We start from the raw sequence: 21001 nt of genomic DNA on the forward strand, positions 1-21001 counted from the left end.
CCGTGCTACTCGAAGCGCAGTCCGGCCGGGCGCATGGTGCGCAGCAGCACCGGCAGGCTGAGCAGCGTGGTGAGCAGCACCGCCGCGGCTCCGGCGGCGCACATGGTGGCGACGGCGGACCAGTCGAAGCCGATCGGCAGACCCCCCAGCCGCAGCAGGGCCGCCCCCGCCGCCAGGCCGCCGCAGAGGGCGACCAGCAGGCCCAGCGCCATCGGCAGCGCGCTCTGCAGCAGCACCGACAGGGCCAGGATCCGGCGCCGGGTGCCGAAGGCGTAGAGCACCGCCAGCACCCGGTTCTGCTCCCTGAGCCGCTCCAGCTGACCCACCAGCAGACTGCCGGCGATCAGCAGCAGGGTCACCGCGATGCCGGCCGCCAACGCCTGGCTGAGCGAGTGGAACTGGGGGTTGGGCGTGGGGTCGTCCGGGAAGACGACGGTCGCCTGCGGGGACAGCAGGGCGGCGGAGGTGCGCAGCTGGTCCCTGACGTCCGCGACGCCCGGGTCCAGGCTCAGTTTCAGCGTGGCGGGCTCCGCCGCGACGAACGCGGCGGGAGCGGCGGCCGGGGTGATCATCAGTCCGCCGTAGGCCAGCGGGCCGGGCATGGTGCCCGGGGCCGCCGGTGCGCCCAGCAGGGTCACCGTGGACCTCCCGGCGGGCACCCGCCAGGTCCGGCTGCGGCCGCCGGGGTCGAGCGTGCTCAGCTCGGTACCGGTGCTGACGGGCCGGTAGGTCCCGGCGTCCGGGGCGTTCGCCTCGACATCGAAGACCTCGCCGTCGGTGCAGTGCGGCAGTGCGGCCAGGGTGCGCAGGGTGGCGCAGTCCGCGACCAGGGCGTCCGTCGAGGCGCCGTTGCCTCCGTCGGCGGCCAGGTACAGCGAGACGTAGCCGACGGCGGACCGCACCCCCGGACTCCTCCGCAGCGCGGTCGCGTCGGCGCCGGCCTGGAGGCTGCCGGGGATCCGGACCGTGGCCGCGACCGTGTCCTGCTGCCGGGCGGCCGGGGCGCCGGAGGGACCGTAGTAGCTGTCGGACACGCCCAGGAACAGGCTCTGCAGGGCGATGGCCCCGGCGACCGCGACCACGATGCCGTTGACGGCGGTGGTGGCCGGGCCGGTCGCCAGCTGCAGCCGGCGCACCGCCAGCTGCCAGGGCAGGCCGCCGCCGGGCGCGCGCCGGGTGGCCGAGTCCACCAGCCAGGGCAGCAGCGCGGTCGAACCGACCAGCAGCAGCACCAGCGCGCCGGCGACCAGGGCGAGGCTGCGGCCCTGGTTGATGCCCTCGGGCGAGCGCACCGCGAACAGCAGCACCAGCAGTCCGAGCACCGGCAGCGCCAGCCGCCACCACAACCGCCGCCGGGCACCCCCTTGCCGGCGCACCACGCCGAGCGGCTCGACCGCGATCCGGCGCAGCGACAGCAGCGTCGCGGCCACCGACAGCACCGGGACGGCCAGCAGCACCGGGACGGCGACCAGCGGCTGCACGGTGATGTCCTGCGGGAAGACGCTGAGGCTGCCGAAGGTGAACCGCCCGGCCAGCTGACGGCCCGCCAGATAGAAGCCGACACCGAGCACCGCCCCCAGCAGCGCTCCGGCCAGTGACTCCCCGGCGGCGATCCAGCGGGTGGTGCCGCGGTCGGCACCGGCCAGCCGCAGCGCGGCGAGCCGGCGGTCGCGGCGTTCGCTGCCGAACCGGGCGGCCGAGGCCAGGAACACCCCGACCGGCGCCAGCAGCACCACCATGCCGACCAGGCTGAGCAGGATCAGGATCGGCCGCATCGGTTCGTGCGGAGCCCTCGCACCGTAGCGGTCGATGCGCACCGCGCCACCGGCGGTGCTCAGGTGGTCGCTGGTCAGCACGTAGGAGAGCTGAGCCGGACCGAGCAGCCCGGCCTCGCCGATGATCGCGGTGACCGGGTACGGCAGCCGCTCCCTCAGCAGTTCGCTGCCGGGGGAGCGCAGCAGTCGTTCCAGCGCGGGGGAAACGGCCATCGAGCCGACCGGCGGGTACTGGGTCAGTCCTGGCGGGGCCGGGGTGTTCGCGCCCTCGGGCTGGACCAGCCGGCCGCGGATGTCCTGCCCCCGGAAGGCGGTGCCGGCTTCGGCGATCAGCGCGGTGCGGTCGGTGCGGGTCGCGATGGCCGAGCCGGTGAAGGTGTCGTTCTGGACGTAGATGCGCTCATTGCGGTGCTGGTCGATGCCCGGGATGGCGGCGCCGAGCAACAGCAGGGCGACGCCCAGGGCGGCGGCGACGGCGGTGAGCAGCAGCCGGCTCCAGCCGTCGCGGCCGCCGCCGACGGCGAGCCGCAGTCCGAGCAGCAGGTCGGCACGGCGGGACGAGCGGGTCACCGGGCGACCGCCAGGTCGCGGGTGCGGCCGTCTCGGACCACGACCTCGCGGTCGGCGTAGGCGGCGACCCTGGCCTCGTGGGTGACCAGGACCACGGCGGCTCCGGTGTCGCGGGCGGCGGTGGTCAGCAGCTGCATCACCCGTTCGCCGTTGAGCGAGTCCAGCGCACCGGTGGGCTCGTCGGCGAACACCGCGCGGGGCCGGGTCACCAGGGCGCGGGCGACGCCGACGCGCTGGCCCTGACCGCCGGAGACCTCGCCGGGGCGCTTGGCGGCCAGGTCGTCGACCTCCAGCCGCTCCAGCCATTCGGTGGCCTGCTGCTCGGCCTGCCTGCGGCGCACGCCGTTCAGCCGCAGCGGCAGGGCGACGTTCTCCAGGCAGGTCAGTTCCGGGACCAGCTGGCCGAACTGGAACAGGAAGCCGAACTCGCTGCGGCGCAGCTCGCTCAGCCGGGCGTCGCCGCAGCCGGTGAGCTCCAGGCCGTCGAAGCTGACGGTGCCGCTCTCCGGGCGCAGGATGCCGGCCAGGCAGTGCAGCAGCGTGGACTTGCCCGAACCCGAGGGGCCCATCACGGCGATCAGCTCGCCGGCGGCGACGGTGATCGAGGCGCCGTCCAGGGCCGGGGTGGGGCCGAAGGACTTGTGCAGGGCGTGGGCGCTGAGCAGCGGGGACGGCTGCTCCGACGGCTGCTCGGGCCGCTGCTCGGGCCGCTGCTCGGGTCGCTGTTCGGACCGGGCGGTCATCGGCGCACCTCCGCGGCGAGCCGGTCCAAGCGGGCGGCGGTGAGCTCCAGCCAGCGCAGGTCGGCCTCCAGATGGAACAGCGCGTGGTCGCAGACCAGTTGGTCGGCCAGGTCGCCGTCCATCTTGCGCCGGGTCAGCTCGCGCATCAGCCGCAGGTGCTCGGCGCGCTGGGTGTCCAGGATGTCGGCCGCCGGACGGTCCGTCAGCAGCGCCAGGACGACCTTGGTGTAGAGGGTGCTCTGCAGGTACGGCTCGGGGTTCTCGGGACGGGACAGCCAGTCGGCGACGTCGGTGACGCCGGCGTCGGTGATCGAGTAGCGCTTGCGCTCCGGGCCCTCGCCCGGCTCCACCGCGTCGACCTCGACCAGGCCGTTCTTCAGCAGCCGGGACAGGGTCGCGTAGACCTGCCCGTAGTGCAGCGAACGGCCGCGGCCGAAGTGCTCGTCGTAGACGCGCTTGATGTCGTAGCCGTGCCGTGGCTGGGACTCCAGCAGGCCGAGGAAGGTCTGACCAAGGGACATGGGAGGACTATACACACGGGGTATAGCTGATGTGTATAGACGGCGGGGATAGGCGGCCGGGCCACCTCTGCTGTCAGCGAATCTGCCGCGGGCAGAGAAAGCGGATCGGGGGAGCCCCGCAGGTCGACAGTGGATTTCGACGGCATCCCTGCCTCACCTGGACGACCCACCTGGACGACCCACCTGGAAGAGGAGGACCAGATGACTCCCATCACCTCGCCGCCGCCCCGTGCGGAGGACGGCGACACCCAGCCCAGCCGCTTCGACGACCACCTCGCGGCGCAGCTGCTCGCCCAGCGGATCGTGCTGCTGGGCACGCAGGTCGACGACGTGTCGGCGAACCGGGTGTGCGCCCAGCTGCTGCTGCTGTCGGCGGAGGACCCGCGCACCGACATCAGCCTCTACGTCAACAGCCCCGGCGGGTCGGTCACCGCGGGCCTGGCCATCTACGACACCATGCGGCTGATCCCCAACGACGTCTCGACGCTGGCGATGGGGTTCGCCGCCAGCATGGGGCAGTTCCTGCTGACCGTGGGGTCGGCCGGCAAGCGCTTCGCGCTGCCGAACGCGCGGATCATGATGCACCAGCCCTCCGCGGGCATCGGCGGCACCACCTCGGACATCGAGATCCAGGCGGAGAACCTGGAGTTCACCAAGAAGGCCATCGAGCGGATCACCGCCGAGCACACCGGGCAGAGCGTGGAGACCATCGCCCGCGACGGCGACCGGGACCGCTGGTTCACGGCCGAACAGGCCAAGGAGTACGGAATCGTGGACCGGGTGGTGGAGTCGGTCGCCGACATCCGCCCGGCCTCCTCGCGTCGACGGATGGGGCTGTGACATGGGCTCGTACACGGTTCCCTACGTCATCGAGCGCACCGCGCAGGGCGAGCGCTCCTACGACGTCTTCAGCCGGCTGCTGAACGAGCGGATCGTCTTCCTCGGCACCGAGATCGACGACGGCGTCGCCAACGTGGTCATCGCGCAGCTGCTGCACCTGGAGGCGGAGAGCCCGGAGCGCGAGATCTCGATCTACCTCAACTCGCCCGGGGGCTCCTTCACTTCGCTGATGGCCATCTACGACACGATGACCTTCGTGCAGGCGCCGATCTCCACCTTCTGCGTCGGCCAGGCCGCCTCGACGGCGGCGGTGCTGCTGGCCGGCGGGGATCCCGGGCGGCGGTTCGTGCTGCAGCACGCGAGGGTGCTGCTGGGCCAGCCGGCCAGCGGCGGCCGGCAGGGCACGGTCTCCGACCTCAGCCTGGCCGCCAAGGAGATGGTGCGGATCCGCTCGCAGGTGGAGCAGGTGCTGTCCCGGCACACGCAGCACGATGTGGCGACGCTGCGCGCCGACATGGACCGGGACAGGGTGCTCACCGCCGAGGAGGCCGTCGCCTACGGGCTCGCCGACGAGGTGCTGAGCCGGCGGCTGGCGTTCGCCTGACCCCGGGTGGCCCGGACCCGGGACCACCCACTGCTGCGGCGGGGCGCTGACCGCGCCCCGCCGCAGTGGTTGACGGTCCGTCAGGCCGCCAGGCAGAGCCCGTCGTGCCGCGAGGCCGGCGAGGTACGGCCGCGGACCGTCCGGCTGCGAGTGTGCCGGACCAGCTCGTCCTGGGCGAGCGAGAGCAGGTCGGCCAGGCCGAGGCCGAGGGCTCCGGCGGCGGCCGCGAGCACCTCGGAGGAGGCCTCCTTGCGTCCGCGCTCCAGCTCCGACAGGTACGGCATCGAGATCCGGGCCGTCTCCGCGACGTCCTTCAGCGTGCGCTCCTGGGCGAGCCGCTCGCGCCGCAGGGTGCTGCCGACCAGGTCGCGCCAGAGCGGCGCCCGCGGTGCGGGCGGTGACGGGGTTCCCGACGGCCGCAGGGGGATGACGCGGGCTTCGTCCGGCACATGAGTACTCACCGTTCCAGCCTAGGGATCCAGGGCCGCGGGGGAAGGGAGCGGCGTTCTGCTCTGGGTGAAGAACCCCGTTGGCGGATCAGGGCGACCGCTGATACCTTTCCGGAAGCCGTGCAGGAGAACGAGGAGGTGGTACCCGTGAACGTATCGACATGGGTGCTCCCCTGCGGGGTCATGGTCGGGCGATAGGTCGTCCGGGAGCGCCGTCTCACGCGCACTCCCGAAAGGCACGACCATGCAGTCCACCACCATGCAGTTCACTGCTGAGCACCGTCTCGACGACAACGTCCTCGAACGCGGATTCACCCTCGGCGAGATCCCCGGCCTGCTGTGGACGCCCGGCTCCGCGTCCGCACCGGCCCCGCTCATCCTGCTCGGCCACCCTCCGCTGGGGCTGCGCCGGATGTACCCCCGACTGGCGGCCCGGGCACAGCACTCCGCGGCGCAGGGCTTCGCCACCGCCACCATCGAACTCCCCGGCAGCGGCGACCGGCCCCGTTGGCCCGCCGTCGAGCAGGCCCGCGCCGACCTGCGCCGGGCCATGGAGGCCGGTGAGCCGGTCGGCGACGAGATCGTCGACGCCCTGGTCCTCCCGCTGGTCGACCGGGCCGTCCCGGAATGGCAGGCCGCCCTGGACGCCCTGCTCGCGCTGCCCGAGATCGGCGGACCGGTCGCGTACTCGGGGGGAGTGATCTCCATCGGCATCCGGCTGGCGCTGGTCGAACCGCGCATCTCGGCCGCCGTTCTGTTCGCCGGGAGCCTGGTGCCCCGCGCCATGTTCGAGGAGGCCCGACGGGTCACCATTCCGCTGCACGTCCTGCTGCAGTGGGACGACGAGGGCAACGACCGGCAGGCGGCCCTGGACCTGTTCGACGCCTTCGGCTCCGAGGAGAAGTCCCTGCACGCCAACATGGGCGGCCACACCGGCGTCCCGCAGTTCGCCGGGGAACTCGCGGCCCAGTTCTTCACCCGTCACCTGAGCTAGCCTCCACCCGGCCGGGGCACAACTGCCCCGGCCGGGCGACGGTACGTCAGCGAACAGGAGGAACCGGGGGCTGATGGAGCATTAGTATTTCCGGTGTGCACACGGGTGGCCAGGGGGATGGGGCGGCTATGGAGATTCTGATCGCGGTCCGTGACGGTTCCGGCCCGGACGCCGTCGCCGACCTGAGGGACTGGCTTACTGCTGAACCCGAACTGCGCGGCCGGCACCGCCTGGTGCCGCGTCCCCCCGCGGAGGGTGAGCTCGGCGGCTGGGCCGACACCCTGATCGTGGCCGTCGGTGCCGGGGGCGCGCTGACCACGCTGGCGAAGTCGCTGTCGGTGTATCTCCAGCAGCCTCGGCGCAGTTCCGTGCGGGTCGAACTCGTCAAGGCGGACGGAACCCGTCTGACGCTGACCGCCGAGCAGGTGGGCGACCTCAGGCAGGTGGAGTCCCTGCTCCACGCCGCAGCCGATGGGCCGGCTGTCCCAGCTGTCGGAGGCGCTGGAACCGGCGAAACGGACTGACCATGCTTCGCATGCCGGATCCTGCGCGCTCACGGGCCGTGCTCATCGGCACCGCCAACTACACCGCCGCTGAGCATCTTCCCGCAGTCCGAGCGATCCCCAACAACGTCGGTGACTTCCGCTCGCTGCTGGTCGAGGGCGAGCCCGGCGCCTTCGCCGCCGAGCACACGCTCACCGTCCTCGACCCGAGCACCCCCCGCGAGTTGGGCGCACCGCTGCTCAAGGCCGCTCAGGAGGCGGAGGACGTCCTTCTCGTCTACTACGCGGGCCATGGGCTGATCGGTCACGAACGCCGCGATCTGTACCTGGGGCTGACGGGCGCGGAGCCGGAGGCACCGTCCTTCACCGCCTTCCCGTTCGACGGTGTCAGGGAGGCATTCCTCAGCAGCCGTGCGCGCATCCGGGTGCTGATCCTCGACTGCTGCTTCTCCGGGCGAGCCATCTCCGGTGGTCTGTCCGGCGCAGGCGAGCCGCTCATCGACCGCATGGAGATCTCCGGCACCTACACCCTGGCCTCCGCTCCGGCGAACGAACCCGCGCGCTTCGCCAAGGGGGAACGTCACACCGCCTTCACCGGGGAACTGCTCCGGGCGCTGCGTGACGGCTTCGACGCGGCCCCGGCCGGCGGTGTGACACTCGGGTCGCTCTACCAGCACCTCAGGGTCCAACTGCCCAGCAAGGGCTGGCCCGAGCCGCAGCACTGCGGAACGGAGACCGCGCAGTACCTGGTTCTCAGCCGCCCCAGGCGCCCCCGGGCGGGCGTGACGACCGGGGGCGCGATTCCCGAGCACGAGCGTCTGCTCCGCCTCAGCGAGGAAGGACGACGACTCGGCGAGGCCGGACACGCGGCCGACGCGGTCACCGTCCTCGGCGGCGTCCTGACCGACCTTGCCCGGGCCCTCGGACCCGAGCACCGCGACACGCTGACCGGTCGGGTCAGCCTGGCGCACTGGATGGGGAACGCCGGTCAGGTGGAGCAGGCACTCAGGCTCTCCCGGACGGCGGTGACCGACCTGACCCGGGTGCTCGGGCCGGACGACCGGGCCACTCTGGTCGGTCGGGCGCAGATCGCACTGTGGACCGGCGAGGCGGGCGACGCTCCGGCCGCCCTCCGCCTGGCCACCTCGGTGGAGGCGGACTTCACCCGTGCCCTCGGCCCGAGCGACCGGGACACCCTGGTCGGACGCGGCCTGGTGGTGCGCTGGACCGGGGAGTCCGGTGACCCCGGTGGTGCCGTCCGTCTGGGGGAGGAACTGCTGCCGCAGTTGGCCGCGTCGCTGGGCCCCGAGGACCGGGAGACCCTGGTCTCGAGAATCAACCAGGCGCAGTGGGTGGGGAGAGCCGGCCGGTCCGGGCAGGCCGTCAGGCAACTGCGCAAGGTCGTTCCCGACCTCCGGTGGATCCTCGGCAGTGACGACATGTACACATTGATCGGACGGGCCCGGCTCGGACAGTGGTCCGGAGCGGCGGGGTCCCCGCGCAAGGCAGTGGGCCTCTACCGTGCCGTGATCCCGGACCTGCAGCGGGTGTTCGGATCCGAGGCCCGGGAGACACTGCTGGCGCGGAGTCAGCACGCCCACTGGGTCGGCGAAGCCGGTGATCCCCGTGCGGCGGCGGAACTGATCAGGACCCTGTTGCCCGATCTCGTCTGGGTCCTGGGTCCCGACGACCGGGTGACCCTGGCGAACCGGGCCAGGCTGGCGCACTGGAGCGGGCTGGCGGGCGATGTCGGCGAGGCGGTGCGGCAGTTGAACGAGGTGATGCCGGACCTGCGGAGAGTGCTCGGGCCGGACGACGCCGAGACGCTCGCGGACCGGAGACTGCTCGCCGGGTGGCGCCGCAAGGCCGACCGTCGGCTCAGGAAAGAGATCTTCTACGGCACGGGCGGTGGACGACCGTGAGCGAATCACCCCCCGCTGCCCGCGGCGCCGGGGAACCGATGGCTTCGGCGGCCGCCGGGATCCGGACCGGGGTCGTCCCGCTCAGCTCCGCCGACCCCGACCACATCGGTGAGTACCGTCTGTTGGGAAGGCTGGGTGCGGGCGGGCAGGGCGTGGTCTACCTCGGCCGCACCCGGGGCGGCCGGGCCGTCGCGGTCAAGGTCCTGCATCCCGCGATCGCACACGACGACGCCTTCAGGGAACGCTTCCGCCGAGAAGTCATGGCGGCCCAGCGGGTCTCCCCCGAGTACACCGCACCGGTGCTGGACGCCAATGCGGAAGCTGACGCCGTGTGGATGGCGACGGCCTACAGTCCCGGTCTCTCGCTGCAGCACAGCGTGCAGGAGTTCGGGCCGCTGCGCTCGACTCCGCTCCAGGCGCTCTGGTACGGCCTGCTGCGTGCCCTGGACGCAGTACACAACGCGGGAGTCGTCCATCGCGACCTCAAGCCGTCGAACGTCCTGCTGGCCGGCCGTGGACCGCGTCTGATCGACTTCGGCATCTCGTCGCTGGTCGACTCGGCGACGCTGACGACCACGGGTGCCGTGATCGGAACGCCGGGCTACATGTCCCCGGAGGCGATCAGCGGCGGCCAGGTCGGCCCGCTCGCCGACGTCTTCGCACTGGGCTGCGTGATGGTGTACGCGGTCACCGGATCGTCTCCGTTCGAACGGGGCAGCACGGCAGCGACCCTCGTGGAGATCCTGAACGCCACCGCGGTCGTCCCGTCCGAGCTCGGCGAGATGCGCCGTCAGGTCGAGTCCTGCCTGGTCAAGGACCCCGGACAGCGCCCCAGCGTCGGGGCCCTGCTCGCGGACATACCGGCCGCCTCGGCCGCCAGGGCCCAGCGGCTGCTGGAGCGGGGGGAGTGGCTGCCCAGCCTGCTCGCCCGCGCGACGTTGGTGCGCGCGCAACTCGTCCTGGACCTGGAGAAGCCCGTCGAACTGCCGGCCCAGGGACCGGGCCGCCCTCCTACAGGGGCCGTCGGGGCCGCCGAGCCGCCTGCTGATCCTCCGACCGTCGTCACCCGCCGTGACGTCACGACCGTGCTGGCGCGCTGGGGAGCGAACCCCGCACCGCCGACCCTGATGCCTGCGGCGCCGCCCGAACCGCCGCCCGCAGTCCCGGTTCCGCCGGTGGCACCGGTGGCGCCGCCCGACCGGGAGGAAGAGGCACCAGGACCCCTGACCTTCACCACTCCCGTCTCCGCCGACGGCCCCCCGCTCCCCAGAGCCAGGCGTACCTTCTGGCGCGGACGTCCGTGACGGCGACGGCCGGCCGGCTGGATCCGATCCGCACCGCCGGTCCGGCTCAGTGCGGGGGCGGTCGGGACCGATGAGTTTCCGGGGCTGCGGGCGTCCAATGCTGTGACGCAGTTTCCGCTGATCCGTGGAGGATTCGATGACCTCGTCCGTTCCCGTCGCCTCCGGCACGCTGGCCGTGCCGGGCGCCCGGCTGTACTACGAGTTGCGCGGTAGCGGTCCGCTGGTGGCGATCGTCGGTGCGCCGATGCACTCGGCGCCGTTCGCGCCGCTGGCCGACCTGCTGGCCGCCGACCACCGCGTGCTGACCATGGATCCGCGCGGGCACTTCGGCAGCGTTCCCGATGACCCCGACGCCGACTCCAGCCCCCGGCAGCGCGCCGACGACCTGGCCGCCCTGATCCGCCATGTCGACGCCGGGCCCGCCGCGGTGCTCGGCTCCTCCGGCGGTGCCGTCACGACGCTGGCGCTGCTCCAGGCGCATCCGCAGCTGGTGCACACCGCCGTCGCCCACGAGCCCCCGCTGGCCCAACTGCTCGACGACCGCGACCAGCAGTCGGCCGCCAACGAGGAGACGATCGCCACCTACGAGAGCGGGGACACCCTCGGCGCGGTGCGCAGGTTCATGGCCAACGCCGGTCTGGTGATGCCGGAGGAGGTGTTCCTGCAGGTGTTCGGCGGGGAGAAGTCGCCGGAGGAGGTCGGCAGCGAGCGCTTCTTCTACCTGCACGAGCTGCGCGGCACCGCCGGCTGGGTGCCGGACCTGGACGCTCTGCGCGCCACGACGGACCGCCTGGTCATCGGCATCGGCGAGGCTTCGGCGGGCCAGTTCTGCGATCGCACCTCCCGTGCGCTGGCGACGGAGCTGAAGATCGAGCCCGTGGTGTTCCCGGGCGGCCACGGCGGCTTCATGGAGAACCCGGCCGCCTTCGCTGACCGGCTCCGTGAGGTCATCGACTGAGCCCGGTTCTGAATGCCCGTCAGCGGCGAGTCGGTGCCGGTGGGAATTCCGGCCGGCCGCCGGGTGATCGACGCAGCGTCAGCTGGCGGACGCGGTGCGGTCAGGCGGGCTGCCACAGTTCGATGCGGTTGCCCTCCGGGTCGGTGACCCAGCCGAAGCGGCCGACGCCTGCCATGTCCTGCGTGTCCTCGGCCACGTCCGCGCCCTTGGCGCGCAGTTGGGCGAGCATCGCGTCCAGGTCGCTGACCCGGAAGTTGAGCATGGACTGCTGGGCGGGGGAGCCGAAGTAGTCGGTGCCGGCCTCGAAGGTCGCGAACACCGTCGGCCCGGCTCCCGGCTGCCACAGGCCGTTCTCGTCGGCGTCCAGGCCCAGGCAGTCGCGGTACCACGCGCCCAGGGCCGCCGGGTCGGCGGCCCGCAGGAAGTACCCACCGATTCCAACCACACGTTCCATGGCGCCATCCTGCCAGCACGGCGATCGGACGCCCCGGCGCCACACCAGCATCGCTGCGGGCCACGATCAGCCGGTCCGGGCCGCCAGTCCGTCCAGCAGCAGTCGCAGTGCCAGCTCGAAGCCGCGGTCGTCCAGGCCGGAGGGGCCGCCGCCCCGGGTCGACGCCGCCTCCAACGACGCGGCCAGTGCGGGGTAGTGCGGGCGGTAGTCGCCCGGCGCCCGGGTGAAGCCGGCGGTGAAGGTCTCCAGCGCCGAGCCCAGTACCAGGTAGTCCAGGGCGGCGGCCGCCTCCGCGGCGTCCGCCGGGGTGAGTCCGGCCCGGACCAGCGCGGCCAGCAGCGTGTCGTAGCCGCGCAGCTGTCCCTCGGCCTCGACCCGGCGGCGGGCCAGCAGGGCGATGGTGTTGGGATGGTTCAGGAACACCGCACGGTAGCCGCGGGCGTAGGCGGCCAGCCCGTCCCGCCAGTCCGCCCCGACGCCGTCCCCAGCCCCGTCCCCGGTGCCTCCGGCCTGCAGCGGTGTCAGGTCGATCTCCTGGTTGACCAGCTCCGACAGCGCGTCCAGGAGTTCGTCCTTGCCGGTGACGTGGTTGTAGAGCGAGGCGGCCTTGACCCCGAGCCGGTCGGCGAGGGCGCGCATGGTGAGCCCGTCCGCCCCGGACTCGTCCACCACCTCCAGCGCGGCCCGCGCTATGGCCTCGCGGCTCAGCAGCGCTCTGCTCGGTCGCCCCATCGTCCCGCCCCTTCTTCCGCTGACGGCCGTCACGTTACCCCTTGGTTTCGGCTCTTCCCTCGGCGTTGAAAGGCGGCTATGGTCGCCTTCCGACCCTGGGACTAACTAAGTTAGTTTTAACACGACGGCAAGGTGGACCCCTCATGAGCGCCCCCGCAGACGACGCCGCCCGGCTGGAAGCCCTCGGCTACCGCCAGGAACTGCGCCGCAGCCTGACCGTGCTCGGCAACATCTCGATGGGCTTCGCCGTCGTCTCACCCGTCGTCGGCCTCTACGCCGTCGCCCAGGTGGGCATGAGCATCGCCGGCACCGCCTGGGTCTGGGCGCTGCCGGTCTGCCTGCTCGGCCAGGCGCTGGTGGTCTGCGTCTACTCCGAGCTGGCCTCGCAGTGGCCGCTCGCCGGCGGCGCCTACCAGTGGAGCCGCCGGCTGGCCTCGCCCGGCTTCGCCTGGCTCAGCGGCTGGATGTGGCAGTTCGCGGTGATGTTCGCCAACACCACCGTCGCCTACCTGGCCTCGCCCTGGGTGTTCGCCCTGTTCGGGGCCACGCCGACACCGGCCGAACTGGTGCTGGTGTCCCTCGGCTTCATGCTCTTCTGCACCCTGGTCAACGCCTACGGCATCAACTTCCTGCGCTGGTTCGTCTCGCTGGGCATCGCCGCCGAGGCGGTCGCCTCGGTACTGGTCGGGCTCTCGCTGCTGCTGGTGTTCCGCCGGCACGGATTCTCCCTGCTCACCGACACCCTCGGCGCCCCCGCCGCGCTGGGCACCACCGACGTCAAGGCGTTCCTGGCCGTGATCGCGGTCGGCGGCTGGGCCTTCATCGGCTTCGACGCCTGCGTCTCCACCGCCGAGGAGACCAAGGACGCGGCCCGCCAGGTTCCCAGGGCGATGTGGTGGGCGCTGCTCAGCGTCGGCGCCGTGGTGATCCTCAACGCGGTCTCGGTCGAACTGGCCCACCCGAACCCCGCCGACGTGGTCGCCGGCAAGGACCTCGACCCGGTCACCACGGCCGTGGTCGGCGCCTTCGGGGGCTGGGCCGAGAAGCCCTTCGTGGTGGTGGTGCTGATCAGCTTCACCGCCTGCCTGATGGCCTCCCAGGGCGGCGCCGCCCGCGGCCTCTACTCGCTGGCCCGCGACGACGTCTTCCCCTTCTCCCGCCAGGTCCGCAGGGTCAACCGGCACAAGGCGCCGATCGGCGGCCTGGTCGCGGCCACGCTGGTGAGCTGTGCCGCGCTGCCCCTGGGCCTCAAGAGCGCCGCGATGGGCAGCCTGATCACCTTCGGCAGCGCGGCCACCTTCGTGCCGTTCTTCCTGCTCACCCTGGTTGCCCTGGTGGCCCGGCTGCGCGGCGGCTGGAAGCCGTCCGGCGAGGTGTCGTACGGCCGCTTCGGCACTCTGCTGAACGCCCTCGCGGTGCTGTGGACCGGCCTGGAGGTGGTCAACATCTGCTGGCCCCGCGCGATCCTGGCCCCGGTCGGCGCGCCCTGGTACCAGGTCTGGGCCGCCCTCCTGGGCGTCGGCATCGTCACCCTGGCCGGCCTCGGCTACCTCCTGGCCCGCCGCCCGGACCGCAGGATGCGCGACACCGCCACCACCGGCGGCGACCACACCGACGAACTGGCCCCGGCCGTCCACTGACCCGGGCCCGGTGTCGGGACCGGCCAGCGGGGCGGACCGGCTAGCGGGGCCGGTCCTGGCCGGTGTCGAGCAGTTCGTGGACGAGTGCGGTCTGCAGCCAGGTGCGGTAGTGGTCGACGGTCCAGCCGCGATGGCGGCGCAGCGGCGCACGGCGTCGACCACTCCGACCGGCCGGGCTACGGCCGACCGGCGGCGGCCCGGTAGGGGCGGAAGAACGCGCGCAGTTCCTCCGCGTACAGCTCCGGCTCCTCGAACGGCGCGAAGTGTCCGCCGCGCGCGGGCTCGGTCACCCGTACGGCATTGGCCGTGCGCTCCAGCCAGGCGCGCGGCGGGCGCACCACGTCGCCGGCGAAGATCGAGAAGCCTGACGGGACCTCGACCCGGCGGGCGAGCTGCTCGGGCGGGATGGCGGAGTTCGCGTGGTACATCCGCATCGAGGAGCCGATCGTCCCGGTGAGCCAGTACAGCGTGACGTTGGTGAGGATCTCGTCCTTGGTGAAGCTCCGCTCGATGTCGCCGCCGCAGTCGCTCCATGCGCTGAGCTTCTCGACGATCCAGGCGGCGAGCCCGGCGGGGGAGTCGGTGAGCCCGAAGGCGGCGGTGTGCGGCTTGGTGCGGTGCATGGCGGCGTAGGCGCCCTCGGTCGCGCCCCAGGCCGTGACCTCCCGGATCCAGGCGAGCTCCTCGGGTGCGAGCTCCGCCGGGTCGCCGCCGAACAGGGGCAGTCCAGCGTCGGTGCGGTGCACGGCCACCACCCGGTCGGGGTGGTCGAGTGCGAGGTAGCGGCTGACATGGCTGCCGATGTCCCCGCCGGCCGCGCCGAACCGGGAGTAGCCGAGGACGGACATGAGCTCGGCCCACAGGCCGGCGACCGCGATGGAGTCGAGGGGCGGTCCGGCGGGGCCGTCGGAGTACCCGAAACCGGGCACGTCGGGCACGACCACGTCGAAGGCGTCGGCGGGATCGGCACCGTGGGCGCCGGGGTCGGTGAGGAGCGGGACGACCTTGGCGTAGCGCCAGAACGAGTCCGGCCAGCCGTGGGTGAGCACCAGCGGCAGCACCGGCCCGGTCGGCGCGACCGCACGGGCATGGACGAAATGGACGCCCAGGCCGCCGAGCGGCACCCGGAAGTGCGGCAGCCGGGCCAGTTCCGCCTGCTGCGCCGGCCAGTCGAAGCCGTCCGCCCAGTAGTCGACGAGTTCGCGGAGGTAGGCCGGATCGGTCCCGAGCGACCAGCCGGCGTCCTCGGGCAGGTCCGGCCAGCGCGTCGCGCGCAGCCGCGCCCGTAGGTCGTCGAGGGCGGCGGGGTCGGTCCGCAGGGTGAACGGCTCCGGTCGGAGCGGGGCGTCCGGCATGGAACGCACGCTACCGGAGTCCGCGGCCCGGACTGTCCCGACCGAGCGCATAGGGTGGGGGCTGCCTGATTCCGTTCCCTCTCGGAGGTCCGCAGTCCATGGAACGCCAACTGACCCTGATGGCCGTCCACGCCCATCCCGACGACGAGGTGCTGTCCACGGGGGGCGTGCTGGCGTCCGCGGCGGCCGAGGGCTTCCGCACGGTACTGGTCACCTGCACCAACGGGGAGCAGGGCGACGGCCCCGGCGGTATCAAGCCCGGGGAGCCCGGCCACGACGAGGCGCGGGTGCGCGAGGTCCGGCTGGAGGAGCTGAAGGAGTCGGTGGCCCAACTGGGCATCTCCGACGTGGAGCTGCTCGGCTACCACGACTCGGGCATGGTGGGCTGGGAGGCCAACCAGCGGCCGGAGGCGTTCGCCAACATCCCGCTGGAGGAGTCCGCCGGGCGACTGGCCGAGCTGATGGAGCGCTACCGCCCCGATGTCGTCGTCACCTACGACGAGAACGGCGCCTACGGCCACCCCGACCACATCCAGGCCCATCTGATCACCATGGCGGCGATCAAGGCGGTCAGGGGGTCCGGCATCCCGGCGAAGTTCTACTACACGGCCATCTCCCGGACCCGGATCGAGGAGATGTTCGCGTACCTGCGGGCCACCGGCGCCGAGGTGGGGGACTTCGAACTGCCGGACGACTTCGGCAACTCCGACGAGGAGATCACCACCGTCGTGGACGTCTCCCCCTACGTCGAGCGCAAGCGCAAGGCGCTGGAGGCGCACGCCAGCCAGGGGGAGAACATCTTCATGCTGCGGCTGTCCGAGGAGGGCCAGCAGCGGGCGTTCGGCCAGGAGGCGTTCGTCCGCCAGTTCAGCGACGTGCCGGTGCCGGAGCACGAGGACGACATCTTCGCCGGGCTGCGCTAGGCAGCGGCCGCCCCGGGCTCCGGCCCGCGCCCGTTCACCTGCCCCGCTCTACCAGCGGTGGTGCACCTGGGCGCGGATGCTGAGGTCGTAGAGGTCGCGGATCGCGTCCAGGGTCGGCCCGGTCAGCGGCGGCAGGGCGGCGGCAGCCGCGTTGGCCTGCGCCTGCGCCGCGCTGCGGGCGCCGGGGATGACGCTGCTGACGCCGGGCTGCTGGATGATCCAGCGCAGCGCGGTCTGCGCCGGGGTCGCGCCCTCCGGTGCCAGCTCGGCGAACTCGGCGGCGGCCGCGACGCCGGTCTCGAAGTCGATGCCGGAGAAGGTCTCGCCCTGGTCGAAGGCCTCACCGTGGCGGTTGTAGCTGCGGTGGTCGTCGGGGCCGAACACGGTGTCCCTGGTGTACCGCCCGGTCAGCAGCCCGGAGGCGAGCGGGACCCGGGCGATGATGCCGACCCCGGCCTGTTCGGCGGCGGGCAGCACCTGCTCCAGCGGCTTCAGCCGGAACGGGTTGAGGATGATCTGCACGCTGGCGGTGCCGGGACGGGCGATCGCCGCCAGCGCCTGCTCGCAGGTCTCCACGCTGACGCCGTACGCCGCGATCCGCTCCTCGGCGACCAGGGTGTCCAGCGCGTCGAAGACGGCGTGGTCGGCGTAGACCGCATCGGGCGGGCAGTGCAGCTGCACCAGGTCGAGCCGGTCCACGCCCAGATTGCGGCGCGAACGGTCGTTCCAGGCACGGAAGTTGTCCAGGACGTAGCTCTCCGGCAGCTGCTCGGCGCGGCGGCCCATCTTGGTGGCGACGAACACCCCGCTGTTGGGGCGCTCGCGCAGGTAGCGGCCGATCAGCTGCTCGCTGCGGCCGTCCCCGTAGACGTCGGCGGTGTCGAAGAAGTCCACGCCGCCGGCCACGGCGGCGTCCAGCACCGCGAAGGCGTCCTGCTCGCGCACGGCGCCCCAGTCGGCACCGAGCTGCCAGGTCCCCAGACCCACGACGGAGACTTTCCTACCGGTCCTGCCGAGCACGCGATCGTCCATGTCCGCATCCTACTGAGGTCGTCCGTGGAGCCCCCGACGGACGCTCCGGCAGGTGCACAGACCACGCACAGCATGCCGGGACCCGCACCCGTACGAGCGCGGACCGACGAATACCAGAGCTAAATTTGAGGTTTCCCCGAAAGGCCTTCTCCTGAGCTTCATCTGAGGTTCCACAAGGGCGCCGCAAAGGAGGAATCCGGCGCCAGGGAATCGCTTGACATGGAGCGGCCGACCGCCCCAGGATTGCGCTCGGCGAACGAAACCGCGATCGCCACGATTCGGCGGATTCAATTCCGTGATGGGGGAAACACATGCGTAACGCAAAGCGCGTTGCTGCCGTTCTCGGCGCGTCAACGCTGATTTTCATGGGTGTCACCGGGGTGTCCGGGACGGCCTTCGCAGCCGGCTCCGCGACCGTCCACCCGGACGGGTGCCCGCCGGACCCCGGCTACAGCTTCAGCGCGGTGACCCACACGTACCACGACATGGTCAGCAGCGTCGAAGGCACCAGTGACGAGACCATCGGCATCGCGCTGACCTCGGGCAAGACCGTCACCGGCACCATCACCGGCACCGTCACCACCGAGGAGTCGGCGATCTTCGCCAGCGCCAAGGAGTCGGTCAGCGCCTCGCTGGCCAAGGCCATCACCACCTCGGTGACCTACTCCGCGACCTGGAAGATCCCCAGCAGCACCAAGGTCGGCTACCTGCACGCCGGCGCCGATGAGGAGAAGATGCACTGGGAGTACGGCTCCACCGGCGGCAACTGCGTCTACCACATCAGCCGCCAGGGCACCGCGACCTTCCCGTACCACGTGCCGACCTTCTGGCACACCAGTTGAGCCGCGGGCCGGCCGCTGCAGGGATCCTCGCGGCGGCTGTGATCGCCCTGGCGGCGTGCTCCTCCGCGAAGCAGGCGCCGTCCGCGGCGCCGACCCCGAAAGCGGTCGGCCCGGCCTCCGCGGCCGCTTCGGCGACCGCCCCGGTGGATCCGCAGGAATACAGCGGATCGATTCCCGAAGGAAAGCTGCTGCTGAATACCCAGGGAAACGGGAATTCATCGCTGGCCATCAAGGGAACGGGTACGGACGGGGATTTCGTCATCGCCGTCAGCTGCATCGGGAAAGGCTCCCTGCATGCGGCGGACAAGTCCGGCCGGCTGCTGCTGGGCGTGGACACCTGCGAAGAGAGCCCGGGGGCCATCTACAACAGCCGCGGGCAGCTGCGCGCCGCGGACTCGGCCGTCGCGATAGCCGCGTCGCCCGGCGTCCACTGGCGCATCGCGGTCTTCCGGGCACCGCACCAGTAGCCGCAGCGCCAGTAGCGGTACCGGGACAGGCACTGACGTGACCACTGTGCGGGAGGGGGCGCCCCCTCCCGCACAGTGGTGTGCCCGTTGCGGACTGCCATCATGGGTGCATGATCGAACGAGTCGTCGCGGCGTGCGACGGAGCAGCCAAGGGAAACCCGGGACCGGCGGCATGGGCCTTCGTGGTCGCGGACAGCGCCGGCGCGCCGCAGCGCTGGCAGGCCGGGCCGCTCGGCCACAGCACCAACAACATCGGTGAACTCACCGCGCTGGAACAGCTGCTGACGGCCACCGACCCGACGGTCCCGTTGGAGGTCCGGCTCGACAGCACCTACACCCGTGACGCGGTGACCAAGTGGCTGGCCAACTGGAAGCGCAACGGCTGGAAGAACGCCGGCGGCAAGCCGGTGGCCAATCGCGAACTGATCCAGCGCATCGACGCGCTGCTGCAGGGCCGCGACGTCACCTTCGTCTACGTGCCGGCGCACCAGGTGGACGGCGACCCGCTGAACGCGATCGCCGACAAGGCCGCCAGCGACGCCGCGCGGTTGCAGCAGGCGTCCGGCGGGACCGCCCCCGACCTTCCGGTGCCGGACCCGGTCAGCGGGTCGGCATCCCGCAGCAGGCGGCCTGCGGCGGGGTCGGCCGGGGCGGCGGCCAAGGCGGCCGGCGGGGTTGCCAAGGCGGCCGGAACGGCCAAGCCGGCCGGAGCCGGGGGCCGTTCGCGCACCCTCGCCGCGCGGTACCCCGGCACCTGCCCGTGCGGCCGGTCCTACGCCAAGGGCGAGCAGATCACCAGGGTGGGCAGCGGCTGGGGCCATCCGGGCTGCACCGCCGCGGAGGCCTGAGGGGGCCTGAGGGGGCCTGAGCGGGACCCCGTCGGCGGAAACTAGATGTATATAGCAACGTATGTGTAAGGTGCCCTTGGATCTGGTGGCGGCTGCTCACCATGCGGGGCAGGTCGTCGCCGTGCGCTGACTTGGAGGAGGTTTTCCATGGCTCAGGCAGCAGGACGACTCGCCGGCGTGCTCGGCGGCGTGCTGGAAGGGCCGCTGCCGCTGCGGATCCGGGCCTGGGACGGCAGTGAGGCCGGGCCCGCCGAAGCGCCCACGCTGGTCTTCCGCAACCGCCGCGCGCTGCACCGGCTGCTCTGGAAGCCGGGCGAGCTGGGGCTGGCCCGCGCCTGGGTCGCCGGCGACATCACCGTCGAGGGCGATCTGTACGAGGCGCTGGGACGGCTGGCGCCCAGCGTGTGGCAGGGCGGCGAGCCGGCGCCGGCGCGGCGCGCGCTGCCCGACGGCCGCACGCTGCGGCTGGCCGCCGACGTACTGGCGCTGGCCGGCCCGTCGCTGCCGCCGGCGCCGCCCGAGGAGGAGGTGCCGCGCCGGCACGGGGTGCGGCACAGCATCGGCCGCGACCGCCAGGCGATCAGCCACCACTACGACGTCGGCAACGACTTCTACGCGCTGGTGCTCGGTCCCTCCTTCGTCTACTCCTGCGCCTACTGGCCCGACCCGGAGGCGACGCTGGAGCAGGCCCAGGCCGCCAAGCTCGACCTGATCTGCCGCAAGCTGGCACTGCGCCCCGGGATGCGGCTGCTCGACGTCGGCTGCGGCTGGGGTTCGCTGGTGCTGCACGCGGCCGAGCACTACGGGGTGCACGCGGTCGGCGTGACCATCTCGGCGGAGCAGGCCGACCTGGCCCGCAAGCGGGTGGTGGACGCCGGTCTGACGGACCGGGTGGAGATCCGGATCCAGGACTACCGCAGGATCGAGGACGGCCCCTTCGACGCCGTCTCCTCGGTGGGCATGGCCGAGCACGTCGGGTCGGTGGCCTACCGGACCTACGCGGACCAGCTGTACCGGCTGCTCAGGCCGGGCGGACGGCTGCTCAACCATCAGATCGCCCGACGTCCGCTGGAGGACGAGTCGGGGTACGCGGTCGACGAGTTCATCGACCGCTACGTGTTCCCCGACGGCGAGCTGGCCCCGGTCGGCAGCACCGTCTCGGCGCTGGAGTCGGCCGGCTTCGAGGTGCGGGACCTGGAGTCCATCCGCGAGCACTACGCGCTGACGCTGCGCGCCTGGGTCGCCAACCTGGAGGCGAACTGGTCCGAGGCGGTCCGGCTGGTCTCGCCCGGCAGGGCCCGGATCTGGCGGCTCTACATGGCCGCCTCGGCGCTGGCCTTCGAGCAGAACAACATCGGCGTGAACCAGGTCCTGGCGGTGCGCACCGGCGCGGGCGGGGCCTCCGGCATGCCCCTGGTCCGCGGTACCTGGGGCAGCTGACGCAGTGTCGGTTCCGTTGCGGCACACTGGTTTCCAGACCGTCCGCGACTGGGTATCCCGGTGGTGATTGGTCTATACACGTAGT

General features: G+C 72.3%; 21 protein-coding genes. 13 read left to right on the plus strand and 8 right to left on the minus strand.

The window, feature by feature from the left end:
- Positions 1-5 precede the first annotated feature (5 nt).
- The 3 genes from IF29_RS0103195 to IF29_RS0103205 are packed head-to-tail and all read right to left on the minus strand — an operon-like array spanning position 6 to position 3609.
- Complete coding sequence (locus tag IF29_RS0103195; RefSeq protein ID WP_030249169.1) at positions 6-2345, minus strand: FtsX-like permease family protein; 2340 nt, start codon at positions 2343-2345, stop codon at positions 6-8.
- Complete coding sequence (locus IF29_RS0103200) at positions 2342-3088, minus strand: ABC transporter ATP-binding protein (RefSeq protein ID WP_084713434.1); 747 nt, start codon at positions 3086-3088, stop codon at positions 2342-2344. Before IF29_RS0103200 ends, IF29_RS0103195 begins: the two co-directional genes overlap by 4 nt.
- On the minus strand, positions 3085-3609 hold the full coding sequence (locus tag IF29_RS0103205; protein ID WP_030249174.1) for a PadR family transcriptional regulator: 525 nt from the start codon (positions 3607-3609) through the stop codon (positions 3085-3087). Before IF29_RS0103205 ends, IF29_RS0103200 begins: the two co-directional genes overlap by 4 nt.
- 201 nt (positions 3610-3810) lie before the next feature.
- Here IF29_RS0103205 and IF29_RS0103210 point away from each other — a divergent pair, with 201 nt between their 5' ends.
- Positions 3811-4449: an ATP-dependent Clp protease proteolytic subunit gene (locus IF29_RS0103210; RefSeq protein ID WP_030249177.1), complete on the plus strand. Its 639-nt coding sequence runs from the start codon at positions 3811-3813 to the stop codon at positions 4447-4449.
- 1 nt (position 4450) lies between these two features.
- A complete protein-coding gene (locus IF29_RS0103215) occupies positions 4451-5053 on the plus strand; it encodes a ClpP family protease (protein ID WP_030249180.1) in 603 nt (200 codons plus the stop codon).
- A gap of 80 nt (positions 5054-5133) precedes the next feature.
- On the opposite strand, the gene IF29_RS0103220 is transcribed toward IF29_RS0103215, so the two are convergent.
- Positions 5134-5514, minus strand: a complete 381-nt coding sequence (locus IF29_RS0103220) for a helix-turn-helix domain-containing protein (protein ID WP_030249182.1) — start codon at positions 5512-5514, stop codon at positions 5134-5136.
- Positions 5515-5761: 247 nt separating this feature from the next.
- On the opposite strand from IF29_RS0103220, the gene IF29_RS0103225 reads away from it, so the two are divergent.
- From IF29_RS0103225 to IF29_RS0103250, 5 genes are all read left to right on the plus strand, one after another.
- A complete protein-coding gene (locus tag IF29_RS0103225) occupies positions 5762-6496 on the plus strand; it encodes a dienelactone hydrolase family protein (protein WP_030249185.1) in 735 nt (244 codons plus the stop codon).
- Between the two features lie 128 nt (positions 6497-6624).
- Entirely contained in the window at positions 6625-7020 is a 396-nt protein-coding gene (locus IF29_RS43140; protein ID WP_051724817.1) for an effector-associated constant component EACC1, read from the plus strand.
- Between the two features lie 11 nt (positions 7021-7031).
- A complete protein-coding gene (locus tag IF29_RS43145) occupies positions 7032-8921 on the plus strand; it encodes a caspase, EACC1-associated type (RefSeq protein ID WP_198037250.1) in 1890 nt (629 codons plus the stop codon).
- Positions 8918-10225 carry a serine/threonine-protein kinase gene (locus IF29_RS0103245; protein ID WP_157623549.1) on the plus strand — a complete coding sequence of 436 codons (1308 nt, stop codon included), beginning with the start codon at positions 8918-8920 and terminating at the stop codon, positions 10223-10225. The genes IF29_RS43145 and IF29_RS0103245 overlap by 4 nt, the downstream gene beginning before the upstream one ends.
- A 136-nt stretch (positions 10226-10361) precedes the next feature.
- Positions 10362-11183 (plus strand): alpha/beta fold hydrolase, encoded by an 822-nt coding sequence (locus IF29_RS0103250; RefSeq protein ID WP_030249196.1) that lies wholly within the window; start codon positions 10362-10364, stop codon positions 11181-11183.
- 100 nt (positions 11184-11283) lie between these two features.
- Here the strand turns inward: IF29_RS0103250 and IF29_RS0103255 are convergent, their stop codons facing one another.
- Both IF29_RS0103255 and IF29_RS0103260 read right to left on the minus strand, forming a co-directional pair.
- Entirely contained in the window at positions 11284-11637 is a 354-nt protein-coding gene (locus IF29_RS0103255; RefSeq protein ID WP_030249199.1) for a VOC family protein, read from the minus strand.
- A gap of 66 nt (positions 11638-11703) precedes the next feature.
- Positions 11704-12369 carry a TetR/AcrR family transcriptional regulator C-terminal domain-containing protein gene (locus IF29_RS0103260; protein ID WP_030249201.1) on the minus strand — a complete coding sequence of 222 codons (666 nt, stop codon included), beginning with the start codon at positions 12367-12369 and terminating at the stop codon, positions 11704-11706.
- Between the two features lie 143 nt (positions 12370-12512).
- Between IF29_RS0103260 and IF29_RS0103265 the strand changes: the two genes are divergently transcribed.
- Positions 12513-14009 (plus strand): APC family permease, encoded by a 1497-nt coding sequence (locus tag IF29_RS0103265; RefSeq protein ID WP_051724820.1) that lies wholly within the window; start codon positions 12513-12515, stop codon positions 14007-14009.
- Between the two features lie 176 nt (positions 14010-14185).
- Here the strand turns inward: IF29_RS0103265 and IF29_RS0103270 are convergent, their stop codons facing one another.
- Entirely contained in the window at positions 14186-15364 is a 1179-nt protein-coding gene (locus tag IF29_RS0103270) for an epoxide hydrolase family protein (RefSeq protein ID WP_030249206.1), read from the minus strand.
- 98 nt (positions 15365-15462) lie between these two features.
- Between IF29_RS0103270 and IF29_RS0103275 the strand changes: the two genes are divergently transcribed.
- Positions 15463-16287, plus strand: a complete 825-nt coding sequence (locus IF29_RS0103275) for a PIG-L family deacetylase (RefSeq protein WP_030249208.1) — start codon at positions 15463-15465, stop codon at positions 16285-16287.
- Positions 16288-16335: 48 nt separating this feature from the next.
- On the opposite strand, the gene IF29_RS0103280 is transcribed toward IF29_RS0103275, so the two are convergent.
- Positions 16336-17319, minus strand: a complete 984-nt coding sequence (locus IF29_RS0103280; RefSeq protein ID WP_030249210.1) for an aldo/keto reductase — start codon at positions 17317-17319, stop codon at positions 16336-16338.
- A 365-nt stretch (positions 17320-17684) separates the two neighbouring features.
- Here IF29_RS0103280 and IF29_RS0103285 point away from each other — a divergent pair, with 365 nt between their 5' ends.
- The 4 genes from IF29_RS0103285 to IF29_RS0103300 all read left to right on the plus strand — a co-directional run bounded on the left by IF29_RS0103285 (position 17685) and on the right by IF29_RS0103300 (position 20916).
- Positions 17685-18161: a hypothetical protein gene (locus tag IF29_RS0103285; RefSeq protein WP_030249213.1), complete on the plus strand. Its 477-nt coding sequence runs from the start codon at positions 17685-17687 to the stop codon at positions 18159-18161.
- Between the two features lie 38 nt (positions 18162-18199).
- A complete protein-coding gene (locus tag IF29_RS0103290) occupies positions 18200-18628 on the plus strand; it encodes a hypothetical protein (RefSeq protein WP_030249215.1) in 429 nt (142 codons plus the stop codon).
- A 110-nt stretch (positions 18629-18738) separates the two neighbouring features.
- Entirely contained in the window at positions 18739-19476 is a 738-nt protein-coding gene (locus IF29_RS0103295; protein ID WP_030249217.1) for a ribonuclease H family protein, read from the plus strand.
- Between the two features lie 147 nt (positions 19477-19623).
- Positions 19624-20916 carry an SAM-dependent methyltransferase gene (locus IF29_RS0103300; RefSeq protein ID WP_030249219.1) on the plus strand — a complete coding sequence of 431 codons (1293 nt, stop codon included), beginning with the start codon at positions 19624-19626 and terminating at the stop codon, positions 20914-20916.
- Positions 20917-21001: the final 85 nt, after the last annotated feature.

It is taken from the genome of Streptacidiphilus jeojiense (genome assembly GCF_000719095.1).
GTDB classification, from domain to species: Bacteria; Actinomycetota; Actinomycetes; order Streptomycetales; family Streptomycetaceae; genus Streptacidiphilus; species Streptacidiphilus jeojiensis.